The 21,142-nt window shown below is 72.7% G+C and carries 21 protein-coding genes; 13 read left to right on the plus strand and 8 right to left on the minus strand.

The genetic code is table 11. From position 1 onward, the window contains the following. Positions 1-13: 13 nt before the first annotated feature. Both ESG85_RS29965 and ESG85_RS29970 read right to left on the minus strand, forming a co-directional pair. The gene (locus ESG85_RS29965) at positions 14-1,507 is read right to left on the minus strand and encodes a hypothetical protein (protein ID WP_128984316.1); all 1,494 of its coding nucleotides are present in this window, start codon (positions 1,505-1,507) and stop codon (positions 14-16) included. A gap of 238 nt (positions 1,508-1,745) precedes the next feature. Then, on the minus strand, positions 1,746-2,579 hold the full coding sequence (locus ESG85_RS29970) for a diacylglycerol kinase (RefSeq protein ID WP_128984317.1): 834 nt from the start codon (positions 2,577-2,579) through the stop codon (positions 1,746-1,748). A gap of 143 nt (positions 2,580-2,722) precedes the next feature. Between ESG85_RS29970 and ESG85_RS29975 the strand changes: the two genes are divergently transcribed. Next, the gene (locus ESG85_RS29975) at positions 2,723-4,006 is read left to right on the plus strand and encodes an adenylosuccinate synthase (RefSeq protein WP_128984318.1); all 1,284 of its coding nucleotides are present in this window, start codon (positions 2,723-2,725) and stop codon (positions 4,004-4,006) included. A gap of 232 nt (positions 4,007-4,238) precedes the next feature. Here the strand turns inward: ESG85_RS29975 and ESG85_RS36355 are convergent, their stop codons facing one another. Further along, complete coding sequence (locus ESG85_RS36355) at positions 4,239-4,433, minus strand: hypothetical protein (RefSeq protein WP_128984319.1); 195 nt, start codon at positions 4,431-4,433, stop codon at positions 4,239-4,241. Here ESG85_RS36355 and ESG85_RS29985 point away from each other — a divergent pair. Together ESG85_RS29985 and ESG85_RS29990 are read left to right on the plus strand one after the other, a co-directional pair. After that, the gene (locus ESG85_RS29985) at positions 4,420-4,950 is read left to right on the plus strand and encodes a DUF6232 family protein (protein WP_128984320.1); all 531 of its coding nucleotides are present in this window, start codon (positions 4,420-4,422) and stop codon (positions 4,948-4,950) included. The genes ESG85_RS36355 and ESG85_RS29985 overlap by 14 nt on opposite strands. Then, a complete protein-coding gene (locus ESG85_RS29990; protein ID WP_128984321.1) occupies positions 4,947-5,312 on the plus strand; it encodes a hypothetical protein in 366 nt (121 codons plus the stop codon). The genes ESG85_RS29985 and ESG85_RS29990 overlap by 4 nt, the downstream gene beginning before the upstream one ends. 44 nt (positions 5,313-5,356) lie before the next feature. Here ESG85_RS29990 and ESG85_RS29995 read toward each other — a convergent pair whose 3' ends face one another. Further along, positions 5,357-7,237, minus strand: coding sequence for a serine/threonine-protein kinase (locus ESG85_RS29995; RefSeq protein WP_128984322.1), 1,881 nt, complete (start codon positions 7,235-7,237; stop codon positions 5,357-5,359). A gap of 607 nt (positions 7,238-7,844) precedes the next feature. Here ESG85_RS29995 and ESG85_RS30000 point away from each other — a divergent pair. Next, positions 7,845-8,798 (plus strand): NADP-dependent oxidoreductase, encoded by a 954-nt coding sequence (locus ESG85_RS30000; protein WP_128984323.1) that lies wholly within the window; start codon positions 7,845-7,847, stop codon positions 8,796-8,798. Between the two features lie 226 nt (positions 8,799-9,024). Here the strand turns inward: ESG85_RS30000 and ESG85_RS30005 are convergent, their stop codons facing one another. After that, positions 9,025-9,474, minus strand: coding sequence for a MarR family transcriptional regulator (locus ESG85_RS30005; protein ID WP_128984324.1), 450 nt, complete (start codon positions 9,472-9,474; stop codon positions 9,025-9,027). A gap of 96 nt (positions 9,475-9,570) precedes the next feature. Between ESG85_RS30005 and ESG85_RS30010 the strand changes: the two genes are divergently transcribed. Next, a complete protein-coding gene (locus ESG85_RS30010) occupies positions 9,571-10,140 on the plus strand; it encodes a MarR family winged helix-turn-helix transcriptional regulator (RefSeq protein ID WP_309548890.1) in 570 nt (189 codons plus the stop codon). Between the two features lie 165 nt (positions 10,141-10,305). Here the strand turns inward: ESG85_RS30010 and ESG85_RS30015 are convergent, their stop codons facing one another. Together ESG85_RS30015 and ESG85_RS30020 are read right to left on the minus strand one after the other, a co-directional pair. Continuing rightward, positions 10,306-10,791: a MarR family winged helix-turn-helix transcriptional regulator gene (locus ESG85_RS30015; protein ID WP_128984325.1), complete on the minus strand. Its 486-nt coding sequence runs from the start codon at positions 10,789-10,791 to the stop codon at positions 10,306-10,308. Next, complete coding sequence (locus ESG85_RS30020) at positions 10,788-11,414, minus strand: DJ-1/PfpI family protein (RefSeq protein ID WP_128984326.1); 627 nt, start codon at positions 11,412-11,414, stop codon at positions 10,788-10,790. The genes ESG85_RS30015 and ESG85_RS30020 overlap by 4 nt, the downstream gene beginning before the upstream one ends. Positions 11,415-11,641: 227 nt before the next feature. Here ESG85_RS30020 and ESG85_RS30025 point away from each other — a divergent pair, with 227 nt between their 5' ends. The 3 genes from ESG85_RS30025 to ESG85_RS30035 all read left to right on the plus strand — a co-directional run bounded on the left by ESG85_RS30025 (position 11,642) and on the right by ESG85_RS30035 (position 14,859). After that, positions 11,642-13,018, plus strand: a complete 1,377-nt coding sequence (locus ESG85_RS30025) for an aspartate aminotransferase family protein (RefSeq protein ID WP_128984327.1) — start codon at positions 11,642-11,644, stop codon at positions 13,016-13,018. Between the two features lie 202 nt (positions 13,019-13,220). Next, positions 13,221-14,006, plus strand: a complete 786-nt coding sequence (locus ESG85_RS30030; protein ID WP_128984328.1) for a GntR family transcriptional regulator — start codon at positions 13,221-13,223, stop codon at positions 14,004-14,006. 199 nt (positions 14,007-14,205) lie between these two features. Then, entirely contained in the window at positions 14,206-14,859 is a 654-nt protein-coding gene (locus ESG85_RS30035; RefSeq protein WP_128984329.1) for a hypothetical protein, read from the plus strand. A 224-nt stretch (positions 14,860-15,083) separates the two neighbouring features. On the opposite strand, the gene ESG85_RS30040 is transcribed toward ESG85_RS30035, so the two are convergent. Then, positions 15,084-15,812 (minus strand): SLATT domain-containing protein, encoded by a 729-nt coding sequence (locus tag ESG85_RS30040; RefSeq protein ID WP_246095434.1) that lies wholly within the window; start codon positions 15,810-15,812, stop codon positions 15,084-15,086. 338 nt (positions 15,813-16,150) lie between these two features. On the opposite strand from ESG85_RS30040, the gene ESG85_RS30045 reads away from it, so the two are divergent. The 5 genes from ESG85_RS30045 (at position 16,151) to ESG85_RS30065 (ending at position 20,881) form a co-directional block, all read left to right on the plus strand. Continuing rightward, complete coding sequence (locus tag ESG85_RS30045; protein ID WP_128984331.1) at positions 16,151-16,486, plus strand: YbaB/EbfC family nucleoid-associated protein; 336 nt, start codon at positions 16,151-16,153, stop codon at positions 16,484-16,486. Positions 16,487-16,612: 126 nt separating this feature from the next. Next, complete coding sequence (gene recR, locus ESG85_RS30050) at positions 16,613-17,212, plus strand: recombination mediator RecR (protein WP_128984332.1); 600 nt, start codon at positions 16,613-16,615, stop codon at positions 17,210-17,212. A 47-nt stretch (positions 17,213-17,259) separates the two neighbouring features. Continuing rightward, on the plus strand, positions 17,260-17,922 hold the full coding sequence (locus tag ESG85_RS30055) for a DUF5063 domain-containing protein (protein ID WP_128984333.1): 663 nt from the start codon (positions 17,260-17,262) through the stop codon (positions 17,920-17,922). A gap of 633 nt (positions 17,923-18,555) precedes the next feature. Continuing rightward, positions 18,556-19,827, plus strand: a complete 1,272-nt coding sequence (locus ESG85_RS30060; RefSeq protein ID WP_128984334.1) for an aspartate kinase — start codon at positions 18,556-18,558, stop codon at positions 19,825-19,827. Between the two features lie 358 nt (positions 19,828-20,185). Further along, the gene (locus ESG85_RS30065) at positions 20,186-20,881 is read left to right on the plus strand and encodes an Asd/ArgC dimerization domain-containing protein (protein ID WP_309548893.1); all 696 of its coding nucleotides are present in this window, start codon (positions 20,186-20,188) and stop codon (positions 20,879-20,881) included. Positions 20,882-21,142 lie beyond the last annotated feature (261 nt).

Below are 21,142 nucleotides of genomic sequence, written 5' to 3' on the forward strand. Positions count from 1 at the left end.
GCGCCCAGGAAGCTCAGCGAGCCGAGCCCGCCGAGGCACCCGGGTCCGCCGAGGACACCTGAGGCGGCGCGAGCCGTTCCAGGAACTCCCGCACGGCCGGATCGCCCGCCCGCAGCTCCTCGTACGGCCCGACGGGCCACACCGGACGTCCCTCGATCCACGGGACGAGGAACGGACCGCCCCCGGCCGCGGTCCCGGCTCTTGAGGTCCCGCCGCGCAGCTCCATGGCGCCGCTGGGGGCCGAGGGCAGCCCCGGCCACGTCCAGGTCCGCGGCCGGAGGCCGGGCGAGAAGAGGCGCAGCACCCCTTCCGGCAGGTCGTCCGCGGCGTTGTGGGCGCCGTCCCCGGCCGGGAAGACCAGCAGGACCGGGGTGCCGCCGTACGGGTCGGACAGCAGCGCGTACCGCCCGGGCACGGCCTCGGGCGACCGCGCCGCCTCGGCGAGGCGCAGGGCGGTACGGCGGCCGGTGGTGAGGAGGCGGTGGCCGGCGTGGAGGACGAGGCCGGCGCCGATCGCGACGACCGCGTACGTCTGGACGCTCGCGTCCTCCGGCCGGAGCAGCAGCGCCGCACAGCCGATCGCGAGGGTGACCAGGCCCGCGGCCGTCCTCGGCAGGTCCGCCACCCGGCGCAGCGAGCGCACCCGCCACCACGGCACGACGCGCACGTCGGCCTCGGGGCGGTGCCGGCCGGACCGTGGGACGGCCTGCCGCCCGGCGGCGGCGGTGAGCGTCGCGTACGTCAGCGGGGGACGGGCCGCGTCGTCGACGGGGCCGACCCGGGGAGCGGGCGGGTGCGTCACCGCGCCCGTCACCACGGGGGCCTCCGGCCCGCGCCGCAGCACCGCCCGCCGACGCGTGGTCCGCCGCACCTCCGGCCGTAGGGCGGAGCCCCGCGGCCGCATCGCCGCCGGCCGGTCGAGCAGCCCGGCGGCCGCCGCGAGACCGACGGCCCGGCGCCGGGTGTGGTGGCCCCGTACCGGTCTCGCCCAGACCAGCTCCGCGCCGCCGGGCGGGGCGAGCACGCCACCGCTGCCCGGGTCGCCGCACCACCACAGGACGGCGTCGGGGCCCGGCCGCACCCGCTCGTACCGCTGCCTCGTCGCCGCCACCACCAGCGGCCACGCCCGGCCCGCGTCGGGGTCGCTCAGGACGACGGTCGCGGGAGTCATGCCGCCGCGGACGACCGCCACGGCGGGATGCGCCGACCAGGGTCCCGCCGCCAGCGTCCGGCGCATCATCCGCGCGGTCCGCAGCGCGCCGAGGCCGACGAGCAGCATCAGCACTCCGGCGGTGCACAACCCGGCGGCCACGTCCCGCGCCCAGGTGCCGCCGCCGGCCCCGGGACCACCGGCCCCGGGAACGCCGGGCAGCAGGCCGCCGGGCAGCAGGCCGAAGCCGAGGCCGAGCCCCACGAGGACCGCTCCCGCCGCCGTGCCCCACACCACCCGCCGCCGGTACCGCCCGAGCGCCCGCGCGGTCGCCTCCCGGCCCAGCGCACACTCCACCCCGGCCTCCACGGACCCCACCCCTCCGCCCCCGCCCTCTGCTCTCTGCCCTCACGGGCTCCCGGACGCCCGGCTTCCCGGACGCCCGGCTTCCTGGACGCCCGGTTTCCCCCGAGGCCCGTACGCCTGGATGCCCAGGCTCCACGCAGAGGCTAAGGCGTCAAGGGCGCTTCTCGGCGGGGGCCAGTTGCTCGGCGGGGGCCGGTTCCTCGGCGGGGCCGGTTCCTCGGCCGCCGCCCTACGACGCGTCCCGGCCGCCCTCGCGCGGAACCGTCAGCCCCCAGGCTCCCGTCCGGACCGTCCAGGTGCGCCGGCGCACCGGGCCCGAGACCGTCGTGTCGGCGCGGTAGCGGAAGTCGGGGCCGGCCACCGTCAGGGTGCGGGCCGTGGTGTGGACGGGCGGGGAGCCGGCGGGGAGCAGCGTCAGGCTGAGCGTGCCCGCCAGGGCGCGGGCGGTGAGGCCCGTGACCGGGGTGTCGAGGTCGGTGAGCAGCACGCCGTCCGCCTCGACCCGCAGCCGGTGGGTGCGGTCCGCCAGGGCCGTCGGAGCGGGCCTGACCAGGGTGCGGACCAGGGAGCGGCAGGTGCCCCAGACGCCCGCGGGGGCCGGGGCGACGTCAGGGCCGGCGGCGAGGGCGCGCGCCGCGGGCACGTCCAGGTGGTCGAGGACGACGCCGTCGCTGTCGTCCACGAGCAGGTCGAGCCGGCGCACGGTCCCGTCGAGGACGGCCCGGGACGCGGCGACGGTGCCCGGCGGCACACCGAGCGCGTGGGCCGTCGCCACCCGGTCGGGCGCACCGATCGGAACGAGCGAGAGCGTCCCGCCGACCGTCTCGCGCTCGCGGTGCAGCAGGGTCACCGCGCGGAGCAGCGCGCGGTCGTCACCGAGGACCACGGGGCGCCGGGAGCCGCGCCGGGCAAGGGCACGGGCGAATTCCTCGACGTCGTCCGGCAGGCAGATCTTCGCTTCCGCGCCCGCCGACAGCACATCTTTCGCGATCCGCACGGACTCGCCGTCACTTCGGCGGGCGACCGGGTCGATGATGACCAGCAGCTGGTCGTGAGCCGACACCTCGGTCCTTCCTCGGGTAGTCTCTTTGTGCAAGAGCCCCTTGCGCTATTGCGCCAGGGGCTTCGTCTATTCCGGGGCACACCGGTGAGGCGGCGTCGGCCCCCTGACCTTGGACATGCCCCGCCCGGAAGGGGTGTACGCCTGTGCCCGCACTTGTGCTGCTCGGTGCTCAGTGGGGTGACGAGGGCAAGGGAAAGGCCACCGACCTGCTCGGTGGGTCCGTTGACTATGTGGTGCGCTACCAGGGCGGCAACAACGCCGGCCACACGGTCGTCGTCGGCGACCAGAAGTACGCACTGCACCTTCTCCCTTCCGGAATCCTCTCCCCGGGGTGCACCCCGGTCATCGGAAACGGCGTCGTCGTCGACCCGGCGGTCCTGCTCTCCGAGCTGAGCGGGCTGAACGAGCGCGGCGTCGACACCTCGAAGCTGCTGATCAGCGGTAACGCCCATCTGATCACCCCGTACAACGTCACCCTCGACAAGGTGACGGAACGGTTCCTCGGTAAGCGCAAGATCGGCACCACCGGTCGCGGCATCGGCCCGACCTACGCCGACAAGATCAACCGCGTCGGCATCCGGGTCCAGGACCTCTACGACGAGTCGATCCTCACGCAGAAGGTCGAGGCGGCGCTGGAGGGCAAGAACCAGCTGCTCGCCAAGCTGTACAACCGCCGGGCGATCGACGCCGCGCAGATCGTCGAGGAGATGCTCCAGTACGCGGAGCAGATCAAGCCGTTCGTCGCTGACACGACCCTGATCCTGAACCAGGCGCTCGACGACGACAAGGTCGTGCTCTTCGAGGGCGGCCAGGGCACCCTGCTCGACGTCGACCACGGCACGTACCCCTTCGTCACCTCCTCGAACCCGACCGCCGGCGGTGCCTGCACCGGCGCGGGCGTCGGCCCGACGAAGATCTCCCGCGTCATCGGCATCCTGAAGGCGTACACGACCCGCGTCGGCGCGGGCCCGTTCCCGACGGAGCTCTTCGACGAGGACGGCGAGGCGCTGCGCCGCATCGGCGGCGAGCGCGGTGTCACCACCGGCCGTGACCGTCGCTGTGGCTGGTTCGACGCGGTCATCGCCCGCTACGCGACCCGTGTGAACGGCCTCACCGACTTCTTCCTCACCAAGCTCGACGTGCTGACCGGCTGGGAGCAGATCCCGGTCTGCGTCGCGTACGAGATCGACGGCAAGCGCGTCGAGGAGCTGCCGTACTCGCAGACCGACTTCCACCACGCGAAGCCGATCTACGAGATGCTGCCGGGCTGGTCCGAGGACATCACCAAGGCCAAGACCTTCGGCGACCTGCCGAAGAACGCCCAGGCGTACGTGAAGGCCCTGGAGGAGATGTCCGGCGCCCCGATCTCCGCGATCGGCGTGGGCCCGGGCCGCGACGAGACGATCGAGATCAACTCGTTCCTGTAGGCCGCCGCACGGCCTGTGGGTGAGGGGCCCGCGTACCGGCTCGACCGGAACGCGGGCCCTTTCTCGCCGCACGAGCCCGCGCACGGAACGCCCGCGCACGGAACGCCCGCGCATCGGATCGGCCGCGTACGGATGGGCCGCGTACGGATGGGCCGCGTGCGGAACGGCCGGTTCCGAGAAAGGCTTGTTCGCGCCTTGTCCGGAGGTGAGCGCCTCCGCTTGTCTCGTCGTCTCATCGCACTCTGACCTCAGGGGACACCATGACGACACCCGACAGGCCGTCGACGCCGCCTTCACCACCACCACCGCCTCCGTCCGTCCCGCCGCAGCCCTCGCCCGCGGCGGCGAGCCCCGCGGCGACAGCCGCGACGGCGGCGGCGAAACCGGCGGCACCGCCGACGGTCTTCAGCGGCGTGGACGTGGTCATCAGCAAGCGGCTGTTATGGGTCGGCGGCGCGGTCTATCCGTTGCACAACATCGCCCGCGTCCACACCTTCATGCTCCACCCGCGCCGGGCCGAGGCCGTACGGCGCTTCGTGAAGCGCACGGCCCTGACGCTCATCGTGGCCATGGCCTTCACGTTCTTCACCGGCCTCGCCTCCTTCGGCACGCAGTCGGACCTCGGCGGACTGCTCACCTTCATCTGGCTGGCCGCGATCGGCGCCCTCATCTGGTTCCTGATCGACATGATCATGGTGCTGAGCGCCAAGTCGCACTACGTGCTCGCGGTCGAGTCCAACGGCCGGTCGACGGCGCTGGTCACCGCCCCGAACCCGGATACGCTCCACCGGCTCGTCCAGTCGATCGCCCACGCGATCGAGCACCCGGACACCGAGCTCCAGGTGCGGGTCGAGCGGCTGATGATCGGCAGCCCGAACAACTACTACTTCGGCGACACCGTGAACATGTACGGCGGTCAGGGCAACGTGGGGATGGCGGCATGACGAACGGCGGGAACCACTACTACGGCAACACCGTCAACATGCACGGCGGTTCGGGCAACACCGGCATGGTCTTCCACCAGGGCGCCGCCACCGGCGAGGACAGCGGCGCGGCGTCGGAAGAGCTGACCCGCGCGGTACGGGAACTCGTCCGCCTCCTGGAGGAGTTGCGGCCCCAGCTGTCGCCACAGGACGCGCAGGCCGTCGACGCGAGCCTCCCGGCGATCACCGGCGAGGAGGAGACCGAACCGGCGCAGCGCCGCCAGGCGCTGATGACGGTCATGGGCATCGCCTCGCTCGCCGAAACCCTCGGCCAGCCGGTGGCCACCGCGATCCGCGCCGTCCTGAGCCTCCTGGGCGGCTGACGGCCCCGGCCCCGGGCCCCGGTCGCCGCCCCCGCCGCCCGCGTTCAGTCGCGGACGAACTCCGCGGGTTCGCCGTCCGACGTCATCCCGTAGAGGTGCAGCAGCTCCTTGCCCTGGTAGCGCACGATGCGGAAGTTGCCGGAGCCGTTCTCGGCGCACTCGGGGTCCCAGGTCTCCGGATCGCGGATCTCGGGCCCGACGACGAGGAGGTTGCCGGCGCCGCCGACGACGGCGGTGGCGACGCAGCGCACGTCCTCGGAGGTGGTGTTCCCCTCCTTGTCGGTGCGGGGGAAGGACTGCTCGTAACGGACCAGGGGAGCGCCGACCGGACCCTGGGTGATGGTCAGGTGGTACGTGTAGCGGTCGGCCTCGGGCTGCGTGATCTGGTCCTCGGACTGCGTCCAGCCGCCGACGAGCGTGGCGGGGACGACGGCCGGACCGGCCGGGACCCGCTGGAAGGTCGTCTTCGCCACGCCGGAGCTCCACTCGACCACGTCGGTGGAGCGCAGCCGCAGGGTCTGGCGGGCGGCCGGCGTACAGCGCTGGGCGGGCACGCTCGCGGTGATCTCGGCCTCGCCGAGGACGAGCTCGCTCTCGGTCGCGGAGAGCACCGCGGCCCGGCCCATGCACAGCCGCTCCCCGGTGACATGGGTGTAGACGGCGGTACGGGCGCCCTCCGCACCCTGGGTGATCTCGATCCGGCTCGTCTCGTACGGGATGTCCGCCCTCCCCTTGAGCACGCCTTCCCAGGCGCCGATGAACGCGGCCGGCACGATCCCCGAGGGCCGCGCCCCGGTCGTCCCGCTGCCGCCGCGTCCCTTGCCGTTCTGCCCGCCGTCGTCACCGCCGGCACCGAGGCCGCCCAGCGGCCCGTAGACGTACGCGAGACCCGCGGCGGCCACGACGACGAGGGCACCGACGGCTGCGGCCAGGCCCCGACGGCGGCTCCTGGGCCCGGACCCGGACCCGGGCCCTGAACCGGCGGTCGGCGGCAGCGGGGTGGCGGGCGTCGGGTCACCCGCCTCGATGCCGCTCGCGCTCTCGGCCTCCAGCACCCGGGCGGCGTGCCGGCCGAGCCGCGCGAGGACCTCGGCGGGCAGCCAGGGGTCGGTGACCTGGAGGGTCTCGACGAGCTCGGTGGCCGAGGGCCGGGCCGCCGGGTCCTTCGCCAGGCAGGCCCGGATCAGCCCGGTGAGCTCGGGCGCGAGCCCCGTCAGCTCGGGCTCGTCGTTGGCGATGCGGAACATGGTGGCGTGCACGCCGCTGTCCGACCCGCCGAACGGCGAGTGCCCGGTCGCCGCGTACACGAGCACCGAACCCAGACAGAAGATGTCCGACGCCGGCGTCACCTTCTCGCCGCGCACCTGCTCCGGCGACATGAACCCGGGCGAGCCGACGACGGCGCCGGTGCTGGTCAGCCCGCCGTCGGTGACGGTGTCGAGGGCGCGGGCGATGCCGAAGTCGATGATCTGCGGACCGTCGACCGTCAGCAGCACGTTCGACGGCTTCAGGTCACGGTGCACCAGACCGGCGGCGTGGATGCTGGTGAGGGCGCGGGCGAGCCCGGAGGCGAGGGTGCGCACGCTTGCGGACGGCAGCGGCCCGTGGTCGTCGCCGACGACGGCCCGCAGCGAGGGCCCCGGAACGTAGCCGACGGCGACCCACGGCAACTCGGCCCCGGTGTCCGCGCCCAGCACCGGCGCGGTGCCGCTGCCGCCGACCCTCTCCAGGGCGGCGACCTCCCGGGCGAACCGGCGCCGGAACTCGTCCTGCGCGGCCAGCTCGGGGTGCACGACCTTCACCGCGACGGCGCGCCCGCCCGCCGAACGTGCCAGGTACACCCGGCCCATGCCGCCCACACCGAGCCGGCCGAGCAGCCGGAACGGCCCTATGGCGACCGGGTCTTCCGCGTTCAAGGGATCCACGTCGAAAGAGAATGCCAGACCGGTCGTCCTCGCTCGCGGCAGATCCACGGCCCGCACCGCGGATCCAAGGCCGCCCGCACCGCAGATCCACCGGCCCGTGACCTCCTCCCGCAGCCCTGACCCGCCCCCGCCCGATCCTCGCGCCGCCCGTACCCCTGCGCCGCCCGTGCCCAGTCCTCGCGCTGCCCGTGGCCCGTACCCCTGGCGCGCCGCCCGTACCCCTCCCCTTGCCCGTACCCGTGGCGCCGCCCATACCCCTCGCCCTGCCCGTACCCGTGGCGCCGCCCGTACCCGTGGCGCCGCCCGGTCCCCTCGCCCTGCCCGTACCCGTGGCGCCGCCCGGTCCCCTGGCGCCGCCCTGTGCCTCACGCGCCGCCGGCTCCCATGACCTCGACCGACCGCAGGGCGGCGCCCGCCCGTGTCCGGTGGGCCGGTGCGCCCGGTCGGCGTCTTGAGCCGGCCGGTCCCGTGACCGTGCCGGGGCCGTCGTCGGGCGCCAGGAGGGGCCCTGGTGTCGGGGTGTCACCCGTGCCTCCTTCAGCTGTTGCCGGGCGTGGCGGGCGTGGGTCTAATGGCCACGAGGGGGCTTCCGCAGGAGGAGAACCCCATGCGTGTCGTCGAAGTGACCGCCTTTGGCGGACCCGAGGTGCTGAGCATGGCCCGCCGTCCCGAACCGGAGGCCGGTCAGGTGCCCGGCAAGGTCCGGGTGCGGCTGAAGGCCGCCGGTGTGACCGTGGCGGACCTCCGGATCCGGGCCGGTCTGTACGTCGCCCAGATGGGCATGCTGCGTCCTCCGTTCGTCCTCGGCACCGACTTCGCGGGCCGCCTCCTCGACCCCGTGACCGGCCCGCAGGGCACCCTGCCCGCCGGCACCCCGGTGGCGGGCTTCGAGCCCTGGTACGCGGAGCTGACCGGTCAGGGCACCTACGCGGAGGTCATCTGGGCCGAGCCTGAGTGGCTGGCCCCCATCCCCGAGGACGTCGACTTCACCGCCGCGGCCTCGGTCCCGCTGGCTGCCCTCACCGCCGCCCAGGGCCTCGACCAGCTCGGTCTCCCGCCCGGCTCGACGCTGCTGGTCACCGGCGCCAGCGGCGTCGTGGGCCGCTTCGCGGTCCAGATGGCCGCCGGGGCCGGACTGGACGTGATCGCCGTCTCGTACGAGGGCGACGAGAGCGAACTGAAGCTCCTGGGCGCCAAGGAGTGCGTCCCCCGCGGCGAACCGGTGCACGTGCTCCGTGCCGTGGGAGAACTTGCCCCGGGCGGCGTGGACGGCATCTTCGACGGAGCCCTGGTCGGCACCCCGATGCTGGCCGCCCTCCAGAACGGCGGTGTCTTCGTGGCCATCGCCCCGGACCGCGTCCCCGTGACCGAGCGCGGTATCCGCGTCGAGTTCGACCGCGCCCGTCCGGACGCCGCCCGCCTGACGGAGATCCTGGAGAAGGTGGCCGCTCGTGAGCTGGTCACCCGCGTGGCGGACGTCCTCCCCCTGGAGGAGGCCGCGGAGGCCCACCGCCGCGCCGAGGCAGGCCGCCGGCCCGGCCGGATCGTCCTGATGATCTGAGCCGCTGCCCGCTCCTGTACCCGATGGAAGCGCCCAGGAGACCTGCGACGCTGCCAGTGTCACCCCCGCTCGGAACCCGGGCCTCGTGCTCGGGACCCGTGACCCGTAACCCGTAACCCATGACCCGTGACCCGGGACCAGGACCCGCGCTCGGGGCCGGCCCGGGACCCGTACGGAACGCGAATCCCAGCCCCTCGGGTTTCGAACTCCCGTTCCCCGGATTTCGTCAGGTGGTCAGTTCCGCGAGTGCCTCGTTCGCCCGGGTCGTCACCAGGGCGAGGACGCGGCCGGCGGCGGCGAGGTCCTCGGCGGGTATGCCACCCCAGACCCGGGCCGTGACGGGAGCGGTCTCGGCCGCGACGGAGGTGAGCAGCGCGCGGCCCGCGTCCGTGGGGAGGAGATGTGAGCCGTCCGCGACGAGCAGTCGCCGGTTCACCAGTTCGTCGAGTGTGGCGCGGGCGTCGGTCGGATCCGCCTTGAGGGAGGCCCGGACGCTCGCCACGAGCTGGTCCGGCGTCTGCGCGGTCTCGGCGGTGACCGCCGCGCGCAGGGCGATCTGCTGCTGGAAGGTGATGCCGTGCCCCGCCAGGACGTGCTCCAGGACGGCGCGGGCAGCGTAATGGGCGAGGCCGAGCGTGCGCGCGTCGGCAGCGGGAGCGGTGGTGACCTCGGACATGCTCGTTCACTCCTCTAACGTTCATCCAGCTAACGTTTGTGGCACTAACGACAGTAGATCGTTCGGGTCACTAACGCAAGGGGTAATCTGCACGGCATGAGCGAGCGCCCCGAGAATGCCGAAGGCAGCGAGAACGCCGCATCGGACGCGATCAGCGCGACGCGCGCCCTCGACGCGAGGTTTGCGGCGCATGCGGCCGACGCGGCGCGTGCGGCCGACGCCATGGACGAGGTGGACGAGCAGCAGACCCCCGGCCGGCTTCGCGGTCTGCCCAGCCGTCTGCTCGCGATGACCTCCGCCCGGGCGGATCGCATGGTCAGCGAACGCCTGGCCGCCGAGGACGCCCGCAAGTGGCACTACGCGGTCCTGGTCTCCCTCGACGAGTTCGGTCCGACCAGTCAGGCCGGCCTCAGCCGCCGCACCGGCATCTACCGCAGCGATCTCGTCTCCGTCATCAACGAATTGGAGCGGCGCGGCCAGGTCGCCCGCACTCCCGACCCGGACGACCGCCGCCGCAACGTCGTCACCCTCACTCCGCAGGGCCGCAGTCAGCTCGAACGCCTCGACGAGGTTCTCGCCGAGGCGCAGGAGGAGCTGATGGCGCCACTGTCCGTGGCAGAGCGCGCCCTTCTCGTGGGCCTGTTGGAGCGCATGCTCACCCGCTAGGACCGGCCGCGGGCCTACGCCTCGCGGGCCTACGCCTCGGGTGTCCGTGCCCGGGCCGGCCTGCGCCTCGGGAGTGCGTGCCCGGGCCGGCCTGCGCCTCGGGTGTCCGTGCCCGAGCCGGCCGCTGTCTCAGGTGTCCCTACCTCGCGGCCTGCGCCTCGCGGCCTACGCCTCGGGTGTCTGTGTCCGAGTCGGCGCAGGGAGGTCCGTGCTCACCGCGTCCAGCGCCCGCGAGAGTCGTTCCAGGACCCGGACCGTCTCCTCGAAGGCCTCCTGCCCGCCGAGTTCACGCATCAGTCGGGCCGCCAGTTCCGCGTGGCCCGGGTCGATGCGGCGCACGGCGGCACGGCCGGCGTCGGTCGGGGCGAGGAGCTTGGCGCGGCGGTGGGCCGGGTTGGGCTCGTAGACGGCCAGGCCCTCCCGTACGAGCAGGTCCGCGATCCGCTGCACGCTCTGGCGGGTGATCCCCATGACGCGGGCGATCCCGGCCACGGGCAGCGGCTCGGGCAGCACCGCGCCCAGGACCTGCCACCAGGCGGCGGTCAGGCCCGCCGGTTCGGCCAGCTTCTCGGAGACGGCGAGGAACTGGCCGTTGAGCCGGAAGACGCTCAGTGCCGTACGGGACAGGGCGGCCTGCTGTCGGCGGCTCATCCGTTCAGCTCGGCGAAGGCCGCCGGGTCCGAGTGGTGGAACAGGCGGTACCAGGCGTCCCGCTTCCCCTCGTACGCGCCGAGGCGGGCGAAGATCTCCCGTGCGAACGCGACCGGCTCGGTCGGCCCGGCCGTGATCAGATCGCCGTCCGTCACGGCGTCCGCCTCGACGTAGTGCTCGCTCCCCTTGTAGCCGGTGGCGGCCAGGTAGAACGAGGCGGCGCTGGTGTGCGGACGGTCGTCGAGCAGGCCCTCCTTCGCCAGACCCGCCGTGGCGCCGCAGATCGCGGCGACCGGCACGCCCGCGTCGAGGAAGGCGCGCGCCTTGGCGGTGAAGGGCGCGAGCTCGTCGCCCTCGTCGTACTTCTCCGCGCCGGGAAGGATCAGCAGGGCGCTGTCCGCCGGGTCGAGGTCGGCGAGGGCGAGATCGGGGACGAGCCGGATGCCGGCCAGGGTGGTGACGGGCTCCCCGGCGACCGTGCCGACCGTCCGGACGGTGAATCCGGCGCGGGCGAGCCAGGCGGTGGCGTGGCCCGTCTCCCAGTCGGCGAGCGTGTCGTAGACGGCCAGATGGACGGTCGTGCGGGCGGTGGTGGGAACGCTCGTACGGGCGGTGCTGGTCATGGCGGGCCTCCCCGGCTCGGTGGGGTCGTCTCCGACCCTCGGTGCGGAGGGTCGTCTCGACCCTCCGCAGGAGGGCCGTCGTGACCCTCCCTGTGACAGCAGACTGTCATGTCGACAGCATGCTGTCAATGTATCCGCCTCTCCCGGCAACCTGTCTCGTCCGCCCCGGTCTCGGTGGACAAGATGGCCATGGCCCGCCCCACCTGCGCTTCCTTACCCTCGGAGCCATGACCCCTCATGTCGCGACCCCTCAGGTCGAGCCCGATCCCCAGGCCGGCGCGGCCGTCAAGGCCGCCGACCGCGCGCACGTGTTCCACTCCTGGTCCGCCCAGGGCCTGATCGACCCGCTCGCCGTCGCCGGCGCCGAGGGCTCGTACTTCTGGGACTACGACGGCAACCGCTACCTCGACTTCACCAGCGGCCTCGTCTACACCAACATCGGCTACCAGCACCCCAAGGTCGTCGCGGCGATCCAGGAGCAGGCCGGGAAGCTCACGACCTTCGCGCCCGCCTTCGCCGTCGACGTCCGCTCCGAGGCCGCACGCCTCATCGCCGAGCGCACCCCCGGCGACCTCGACAAGATCTTCTTCACCAACGGCGGCGCCGAGGCCGTCGAGAACGCCGTCCGCATGGCCCGCCTGCACACGGGCCGCACGAAGCTGCTCTCGGCCTACCGCTCGTACCACGGCGCCACCTCCACCGCGATCAACCTGACCGGTGACCCGCGCCGCTGGGCCTCCGACACCGCGTCCGCCGGCGTGGTGCACTTCTGGGCGCCGTTCCTCTACCGCTCGCCGTTCTACGCCGCCACCGAGGCGGAGGAGTGCGCCCGCGCCCTCCGGCACCTCGAGGACACCATCGCCTTCGAGGGCCCGCAGACGATCGCCGCGATCATCCTCGAGACCGTCCCGGGCACCGCCGGCATCATGACCCCGCCGCCCGGCTACCTCGCCGGTGTCCGCGAGATCTGCGACAAGTACGGCATCGTCTTCATCCTCGACGAGGTCATGGCCGGCTTCGGCCGTACCGGCCGGTGGTTCGCCGCCGAGCACTTCGACGTCGTGCCCGACCTGCTGACCTTCGCCAAGGGCGTCAACTCCGGTTACGTGCCGCTCGGCGGCGTCGCCATCAGCGAGAAGATCGCCGCCACCTTCGAGACCCGCCCGTACCCCGGCGGCCTCACCTACTCCGGGCACCCGCTGGCCTGCGCCGCAGCCGTCGCCACCATCCAGGTGATGGAGGACGAGAAGGTCGTCGAGCACGCCGCCCACATCGGCGAGACCGTCCTCGGCCCCGGCCTGCGCGAGCTCGCCGAGCGCCACCCGTCCGTCGGCGAGGTGCGCGGTCTCGGTGTCTTCTGGGCGCTCGACCTGGTCAGGAACAAGGAGACCCGCGAGCCGCTGGTGCCGTACAACGCGGCGGGCGAGGCCAACGCTCCCATGGCCGCCTTCGCCGCCGCGGCGAAGAAGAACGGCCTGTGGCCCTTCGTGAACATGAACCGCACCCACGCGGTCCCCGCCTGCAACATCACCGAGGCGGAGGCGAAGGAGGGCCTGGCGGCCCTGGACGCGGCCCTGTCCGTCGCCGACGAGCACACCGTCTGAAACCGGCCCGGGGCGGGCGGGCCCAAGCCCGCGCCGCCCCCTCGCCCCGCGCACCGTTCCGCGTGACGTGGACGCTCCCTCCGCGCACCGTTCCGCGTGACGTGGACGCTCCCTCCGCGCACCACTCCGCGTGACCTGGCCGCTCCCCGCGTGGCCTGGACTAGGGTGTCCCGGAAGTCGTACGGAGGGGGCCGAGGAGTCCATGCCCGCGAGCGGAGCAGTCACCCGCAACACCCTTCGTCAGCAGATCGCGGACGCGCTGCGTGACGAGGTGCTCGCGGGGCGTCTCCAACCGGGCGAGGAGTTCACGGTCAAGCAGATCGCCGAGCAGTACGGCGTGTCCGCGACGCCGGTCCGTGAGGCCCTGGTCGACCTGTGCGCTCAGGGGCTCCTCGACTCCGACCAGCACCGCGGCTTCCGGGTGCACCAGTTCTCGGTGGACGACTACCGGGGCATGGTCGAGGCCCGGATGCTCGTCGTGGACGGCATCTTCCGCCGCCAGGCCCCGCGGACCGCGCCCGTCGACCCCGACGTCTCCGTCGGCGTCGCGCTCGTCTCGATACGGCGCCGCGGCGAGGCCGCGGCCCGCGCCGCCCGGGCCGGTGACCTCGACGTCCTCATCGGCTACGACATCCGCTACTGGCGCGAGCTGGGCCGGCTCGTCGCCGCCAACGACCACATCGCCGACTTCCTGCACCGGCTCCGCGTCCAGGCCTGGGTCTTCTCCGTGCCCTATCTGCGCTCGGACCGCGACCTGCTGGGCTGGCTGTGGAGCGGGTACGTCGACCTGATCGACGCGATCACCCGCGGCGACGGGGAAGGCGCGGTCGCGGTCGTACGGGCGTACAACGCGAAGTGCCTCGAGTGGGCCGACCGGCTGGACGCCCGCGCCACCGGTGCGGGCAGCACGGTCCGCGCCGATGCCACGGTCCGCGCCGATGCCACGGTCCGCGCCGATGCCACGGGCCGCGCGGGCACCACGAGCTGAGGCCGGCGCCACGGGTCGCGGTGGCTCCACGGCTTGAGGCCGGCGCCACGGGTCGCGGTGGCTCCACGGCTTGAGGCCGGCGCCACGGGTTGAGGCGGGTCTTCCGGGGGCAGGCACCCCGACAGGTAGTCGTGGTCCGAGACCCCGACTACCCTGGCGTCCCCGAAACCGACGGCGATTGACGGAGAGCGAGCCTGTCTTGGCCTGTGACCTGTGGCTGGTCCCCCTCGTCGACGTGCTGTGCCACAGCGCCGACAACCCCTTCGCGGAAGACATCGCGGCCTACGACCACGCCCTGACCGCGGCCGGCCTGCCCACCGTGCCCGTCTACGCGTACATGCCGGGTCTCTCCGGCGACGTCGCCCCGGTCGCCGGGTTCGACTACGAGGCCCTGCACTTCCTGCGCCGCGCGTACCTGCTCCAGATGTGCGGGCTGCCCGTCGAACCGGTCGGCGAGCTCGGCGGGGACTACGAGCAGCTCCTGGAGATGTTCGAGGCGACGGCCCAGCAGTCCCATCTGGTGTGGCACTACGACCATGCCGGCGCGTACGTGCCGGTCGACTTCCCCGCACCGCTGTCCAACGACGAGCTGCTCGAGGGCGGCGGGCCGCTGGGCTCCTCGCAGGGGCTGCTGCGGGAGCTGGAGTTCGTGGCGCCCGCGATCGGCATCGACCCCGCCAACCCGCCCGCCGCGCCGCGGGCCCCGGACCGGCCCACCGCCCTGGAGGAACCCGCCGCGGCGGCGCCGTACCAGGACGACAGCCCCTTCGCCCGCGAGCGTCACGTGTGGCTGGGACTCCACGCGGCGGCGACCAGGAGCCTGGGCCAGGGCTCGATGATCATCCTCAGCTAGGCCGCAGCCAGTCGTCAGCCAGGCCACGGACGGCCCGCAGTATCAGCAGGCCGTAGCCCGCCCTCAGCGCGGCCGACCAGGCTTCGGCCCGGTCCTCAGCGCCGTCGGCCAGGCTTCGGCCCGGTCATCAGCGCCGTCGGCCAGGTCTCTCGGTCGGCTCTCAGCGCGGCCGGTCAGGCTTCGGCCAGCCCGTAGCGCGGCCGGTCAGGACTCCCGACCGGCCCTCAGCGCGGCTCCGGCGGGCGTTGCCGGGGCATGTTCGGGCGGGTGCCCGGCGGCAAAGGGAAGCGGCCCGGGGGCTGGCCGGGCTCGGGGCGGGGCGGCGTGGTGCCGACGGACTGCAGGGCCAGCGGCGCCGGGCCCGAGCGGAACTCGACCATCCAGTCGGCGGTCTCCGCCCGTACGAGTTCGGTGATGTCCTCCGAGAACCGGCGCAGGACGCCCAGACAGCGCTCGGCGGCCTCGCTGGCGGTGCCCTCGGTGGGGCCGAGGACCTCGCGCACGCTCTCGGAGGCCCAGTCGAACTGGAGCGTCTGGAGGCGGCGCTGCACGGCCTGGGCCGTGGCCACGTTCCTGATCCAGCCCGAGGTCAGGCCGAAGTAACGGTCGCAGGCCAGACAGGCGGCGCCGAGCAGCAGCGACAGATAGCCCCAGCCGGCCGTTCCCTCGGCCACCCCGGTCAGGTCGAGCAGCGGGAGCGCGGCGCCCGCGATCACGCCGAGGGCCGTGCCGGCGCGCAGCACGCGGGCGCAGCGCCGCTTCCAGACGCGGTCGGAGAGGTACCACTCGGCGGTGCGCAGCGCGTTGGACTCGACCCAGCGGTAGAGCTCGTCGAGGCGTTCGGCGGGCTCGCCCCAGTCGCCCAGCGGGAAGGGCGATCCGGTCAGATCCCGCTCCGCGGCCGGACGTCCGGGCTTGCCCGGGCCTTCGGGGTTCCCCGGCTGTGGCTGCATGTCCGGCTGCTGGCTCACCGGGGAACTCCTCTGTTCAGCTCAGCGCTCGTGTCCTTCTGTGACGTGCGGTGCACGTGGTGCCTGCCCTTCCTACCGCCGAATGGTGGGCTGTGGACCCGGAATCCCGGGATTTCCGCCCGCAAGAGGGTGTTGATCAGGTAGAGGAGCCCGCAGTTTCTCACTCGAAAGAGTTGCTTCGGCGTGGGGGTCGGGGACCACGTAGGCTCGGTCTGCAAGCTCGCCGAGTGCCGAGTGCCGAGTGCCGAGTGCCGAGTGCCGAGTGCGCCGAGTTTGCAGAGTTCGCCGAGTTTGCCGTGTTCCAGATCTGAGGAGTGACCGTGATCCCCGGTGGTGGCCAGCCCAACATGCAGCAGCTCCTCCAGCAGGCGCAGAAGATGCAGCAGGACCTCGCCCGTGCCCAGGCCGAGCTTGCGGCGACCGAGGTCGAGGGCCAGGCGGGCGGTGGCCTCGTCAAGGCCACCGTGACCGGTTCCGGCGAGCTGCGCGGTCTGGTCATCGACCCGAAGGCGGTCGACCCGGAGGACACCGAGACCCTGGCCGACCTGATCCTCGCCGCGGTGCAGGCCGCCAACGAGAACGCGCAGCAGCTCCAGCAGGCCAAGCTGGGCCCGCTGGCCCAGGGCCTGGGCGGAATGCCGGGCCTCGGCTTCTGACCGTACGAGCGGGCCCCCCGCGGGCCCGCACACCCGTCCGGCGCCGTCTTCTGGGCCGTACACCTTCTGTGGCCGGTTTCCAGCCATTACCGTAAGAATCAAGCACTCCCGAGAAGGGCGCTGACGTTGTACGAAGGCGTGGTTCAGGACCTCATCGACGAACTGGGCAGGCTGCCCGGCGTCGGTCCCAAGAGCGCCCAGCGGATCGCCTTCCACATCCTCCAGGCCGAGCCGACCGACGTGCGCCGGCTCGCGCAGGCGCTCATGGAGGTCAAGGAGAAGGTCAGGTTCTGCGCGGTCTGCGGCAACGTGGCGCAGCAGGAGCAGTGCAACATCTGCCGTGATCCGCGCCGGGACCTGACCGTCATCTGCGTGGTCGAGGAGCCGAAGGACGTCGTCGCCATCGAGCGGACCCGAGAGTTCCGCGGGCGGTACCACGTGCTCGGCGGCGCGATCAGCCCCATCGAGGGCGTCGGACCGGACGACCTGCGGATCCGCGAGCTGCTGGCCCGCCTCGCGGACGGCACGGTCACCGAGCTGATCCTGGCCACCGACCCGAATCTGGAGGGCGAGGCCACCGCGACGTACCTGGCGCGGATGATCAAGCCCATGGGCCTCAAGGTGACCCGACTGGCGAGCGGTCTGCCGGTCGGCGGCGACCTCGAGTACGCCGACGAGGTCACCCTGGGGCGTGCCTTCGAGGGGCGGCGGCTGCTAGATGTATGACGACGGGACCGTCGCGCTCCCAGGGACCCGAGCAGGAAGGCTCCTCGATGTCTGACGCCACGCTGCACGCCATCACGCAGGACCCGGACGACTTCGCCGTCCAGATCGCGGACTCGATCGAGAGCTTCATCGTCGCGACGACGGAGGTCGCGAAGGGCGACGAGCCGGACAGCGCCGTGCCCTTCCTGCTGCTGGAGGTCTCCCAGCTGCTGCTGGCCGGCGGCCGGCTCGGCGCGCACGAGGACATCGTCCCCGACGAGCGGTACGAGCCCGACGCGGGCCCGGACCTGGACGTCGACGAGCTGCGGGAGCGGTTCGCGACGATGCTCGACCCGGTGGACGTGTTCTCCGAGGTCTTCGACCCGTACGAGCCGCGCAAGGCGCCCGTCCCGGCCCGGATCTCGGACAACCTCGCCGACATCGTCACCGACCTGCGGCACGGCCTCGCCCACTACCGGGCCGGGCGGACCAGCGAGGCGCTGTGGTGGTGGCAGTTCTCGTACTTCTCCAACTGGGGACCCACCGCCTCCGCGACCCTGCGCGCCCTGCAGTCGCTGGTCGCCCATGTGCGCCTCGACCAGCCGCTGGCCGAGCTGGACGGGCTCGACACGGACGAGGACGTGACCGAGGACGACCTCGCGGAGGAGGCGGGCCGCGTGATGATCCAGGAGATCGCGGGCCCGCTGGGCCTGGGCCGCCGGAAGGTCTGAGCAGCGGCGGAGCCGCCGCGCACGAGTCGGTGGCGGAAGCGGCCGGCTCGGCAGCCGCGCACGTGTGTGAATCGGTGTTGCCCGCAGACCGGCAAACCGGCAAACCGGCAGACCCGCGGACCCGCCGACCAACGGACCCGCGGACCGGCGGACCCGTAGACCCGCAGACTCGTAGACCTGCAGACCCGCAGACACCCCCAACGCCCCTGCCGTCAGGGGTTCATGACGGGGCATGAACGGTCGAGAACGTTGCGCTGGAGCGACGTTGGAGTCGGTGGTGGAGTCGGTACGGCGGGCTCGCGGGCCTCGCGGCAGTGGCCTTCGCGGACCTCGGCGGTTGTCGTTGCTGTTGCCGCTCCCGGCTTGAGCGAGACGTCGGTGTCTTCCGGCACCCCTGGCGCGGCCACGGTCTCCGTCCAGCGTCAGGCACTTCTGCGACGGGCGCTCCGGCGCGAGCGTCAGGCACTTCCGGCTACGGGCGCCCGCCGTCCTGACCGGCCCGATCCTGAGCTCCTGATCACTCTGCGAGCGCTGCGTCTCAGCATTCGATATACCGGTGGCGTTTCGGGCTCGCTCGTTAGACTGAACCGACCGCAGTGCCGAGCTGTGGCAAGGACTGAGCGAGGAGCGCACGTGGGCCTTGTCGTGCAGAAGTACGGAGGCTCCTCCGTTGCCGATGCCGAAGGCATCAAGCGCGTCGCCAAGCGGATCGTGGAAGCCAAGAAGAACGGCCACCAGGTGGTCGTCGTGGTTTCCGCGATGGGCGACACGACGGACGAGTTGATCGATCTCGCCGAGCAGGTATCCCCGATGCCGGCCGGCCGTGAGTTCGACATGCTGCTGACCGCCGGAGAGCGGATCTCCATGGCCCTGCTGGCCATGGCGATCAAAAACCTGGGCCACGAGGCCCAGTCGTTCACGGGCAGCCAGGCGGGTGTCATCACCGACTCGGTCCACAACAAAGCGCGCATCATCGATGTCACGCCGGGCCGGATCCGCACCGCGCTCGACGAGGGCAACATCGCCATCGTGGCCGGCTTCCAGGGTGTGTCCGCCGACAAGAAGGACATCACCACGCTGGGCCGCGGCGGTTCGGACACGACCGCCGTCGCCCTGGCAGCCGCGCTCGACGCCGAGGTCTGTGAGATCTACACGGACGTCGACGGCGTCTTCACCGCCGACCCGCGCGTGGTGAAGAAGGCGAAGAAGATCGACTGGATCTCCTTCGAGGACATGCTGGAGCTCGCCGCCTCCGGCTCCAAGGTGCTGCTGCACCGGTGCGTCGAGTACGCACGCCGTTACAACATCCCGATCCACGTCCGCTCCTCCTTCTCGGGGCTGCAGGGCACGTGGGTCAGCAACGAACCGACAGGGGATCTGAAGGTGGAGCAGGCCATCATCTCCGGTGTCGCCCACGACACCTCCGAGGCGAAGATCACGGTCGTCGGCGTGCCGGACAAGCCGGGCGAGGCCGCGGCCATCTTCCGGGCCGTCGCGGACGCCGAGATCAACATCGACATGATCGTGCAGAACGTGTCGGCGGCCTCCACCGGTCTGACGGACATCTCCTTCACCCTCCCCAAGGCCGAGGGCCGCAAGGCCATCGACGCCCTGGAGAAGACCAAGGCCACGATCGGCTTCGACTCGCTGCGCTACGACGACCAGATCGGCAAGATCTCCCTGGTCGGCGCCGGCATGAAGACCAACCCGGGCGTCACCGCGGACTTCTTCCGCGCGCTGTCCGACGCGGGCGTCAACATCGAGCTGATCTCCACCTCCGAGATCCGCATCTCGGTCGTCACCCGCGCCGACGACGTGAACGAGGCGGTCCGCGCCGTCCACACCGCCTTCGGTCTGGACAGCGACTCCGACGAGGCCGTCGTCTACGGCGGCACGGGCCGCTGACCAAGCCCGTCCTCCGGTGAGCGGGGCAGCCCGCCGCTCCCGACCGGCGACCCGGGATTCCGGGTCGGCCACCCGGGGCTTCCGGCCCCGGGTGGCCCGGCCCCGGGCGATCCGGTGCTCCTCGCCCTGAGTAGTCCGGCCCCGGGCGATCCGGTGCTCCCGGCCCCAGTCAGCCCGGCTCTGCCGGCGCTGGGCGACCCGGTGCCGCCGGCCCGCTGCCGACCGACGCTCGCGGTCGTGGGAGCGACCGGGGCCGTGGGCGCGGTGCTGCACCAGGCGCTCTCGCACCAGGCGCTCTCGCACCACGCGGACGTCTGGGGCGAGATACGGCTGCTCGACCCTGACACCGATCGTCGCCGTGGGCGCGCTGCACGCCGCGTACGGGCTCGACGAACTCGTCGTCACCCTCCAGCAGGCTGCCGCGCCGCGGGACGCGCGGGCACGGCGGGCGCTCCGTCACAGGCTGGCCCTGGTCATTGGCAGCGTCACCGGCAGCGAGCCGGGCGTCCATCCCGGCGACGTCCGGCGGGCCGTCGGCGACAACACCGGCACCTTCGCCGGACCGCTGGCCCTCGAAGTCCTGCCCTGGTGGGGCGGGCCCGCGGCGGACGGCTGGTCCGCCGAGGAGCCGGCGGTCCGCGAGGGGACCCGCAAGATCCTGGACCTGCCGCGGCTGCGGGTCACGGCCACCTGCGTCCGGTTCCCGGTCGTGACCGGCCACTCCGCCTCCGTGCACGCCCGCTTCGCACGACCGGTCACCGTGGCGCGCGCCCACGAGATCCTCGCCACCTCGCCGGGCGTGGTGCTGTACGACGACCCGGCGCCAGAACGCCGAGCGCATCGCCGAAGAGATCGCCGAACAGACGGGCGGAGCAGACGGGCGGATCAGACAGCCGAGCAGAACGCGGAGCAGACGGCCGAGCAGACCGCCGAGCAGACCGCGGATCAGACAGCCGAGCAGACTGCGGAGCAGACCTCGGAACACACCTCGAAACGGGCCGATGATCTGATCAGTGTCCGGAAATCGGCGTCCCCTCGCCGTTCAACTTTGTAGGATCCGTGAACGCCCTGTGAGCAAATCGGCTTCAGATGCCTCTTGATCAGGTCAGATGTCCTGGACGACGATGCTGTTCCCTCCCTCTGCAACCAGTGGCCGGGTGGGAGCGTCTTCGCGTGCACCCGGAAGCATGTGACGCGGAGCACGCCGCACGAGCGGGGCAACGGGGGAGAACGGTTACGCATGAGGGCAAATGACGCACCGCCAAAAACGGTGGCGTACGCGTACAACCCTGACGGGGGGAAGCGTGTCCAACAG

Source organism: Streptomyces roseicoloratus (assembly GCF_004117935.1).
Taxonomy (GTDB): Bacteria; Actinomycetota; Actinomycetes; order Streptomycetales; family Streptomycetaceae; genus Streptomyces; species Streptomyces roseicoloratus.

Excerpts from the sequence above, each read along its gene's own strand:
- ESG85_RS30020 (WP_128984326.1), bottom strand. The coding sequence starts at position 11,414 with ATGACCAGCACCGCCCGTACGAGCGTTCCCACCACCGCCCGCACGACC.
- ESG85_RS29990 (WP_128984321.1), top strand. The coding sequence starts at position 4,947 with ATGACGAACGGCGGGAACCACTACTACGGCAACACCGTCAACATGCAC.
- ESG85_RS36355 (WP_128984319.1), bottom strand. The coding sequence starts at position 4,433 with ATGACCACGTCCACGCCGCTGAAGACCGTCGGCGGTGCCGCCGGTTTC.
- ESG85_RS30030 (WP_128984328.1), top strand. The coding sequence starts at position 13,221 with ATGCCCGCGAGCGGAGCAGTCACCCGCAACACCCTTCGTCAGCAGATC.
- ESG85_RS30055 (WP_128984333.1), top strand. The coding sequence starts at position 17,260 with ATGTCTGACGCCACGCTGCACGCCATCACGCAGGACCCGGACGACTTC.
- ESG85_RS30000 (WP_128984323.1), top strand. The coding sequence starts at position 7,845 with ATGCGTGTCGTCGAAGTGACCGCCTTTGGCGGACCCGAGGTGCTGAGC.
- ESG85_RS30010 (WP_309548890.1), top strand. The coding sequence starts at position 9,571 with ATGAGCGAGCGCCCCGAGAATGCCGAAGGCAGCGAGAACGCCGCATCG.
- ESG85_RS30015 (WP_128984325.1), bottom strand. The coding sequence starts at position 10,791 with ATGAGCCGCCGACAGCAGGCCGCCCTGTCCCGTACGGCACTGAGCGTC.
- ESG85_RS30040 (WP_246095434.1), bottom strand. The coding sequence starts at position 15,812 with ATGCAGCCACAGCCGGGGAACCCCGAAGGCCCGGGCAAGCCCGGACGT.
- ESG85_RS30025 (WP_128984327.1), top strand. The coding sequence starts at position 11,642 with ATGACCCCTCATGTCGCGACCCCTCAGGTCGAGCCCGATCCCCAGGCC.
- ESG85_RS30005 (WP_128984324.1), bottom strand. The coding sequence starts at position 9,474 with ATGTCCGAGGTCACCACCGCTCCCGCTGCCGACGCGCGCACGCTCGGC.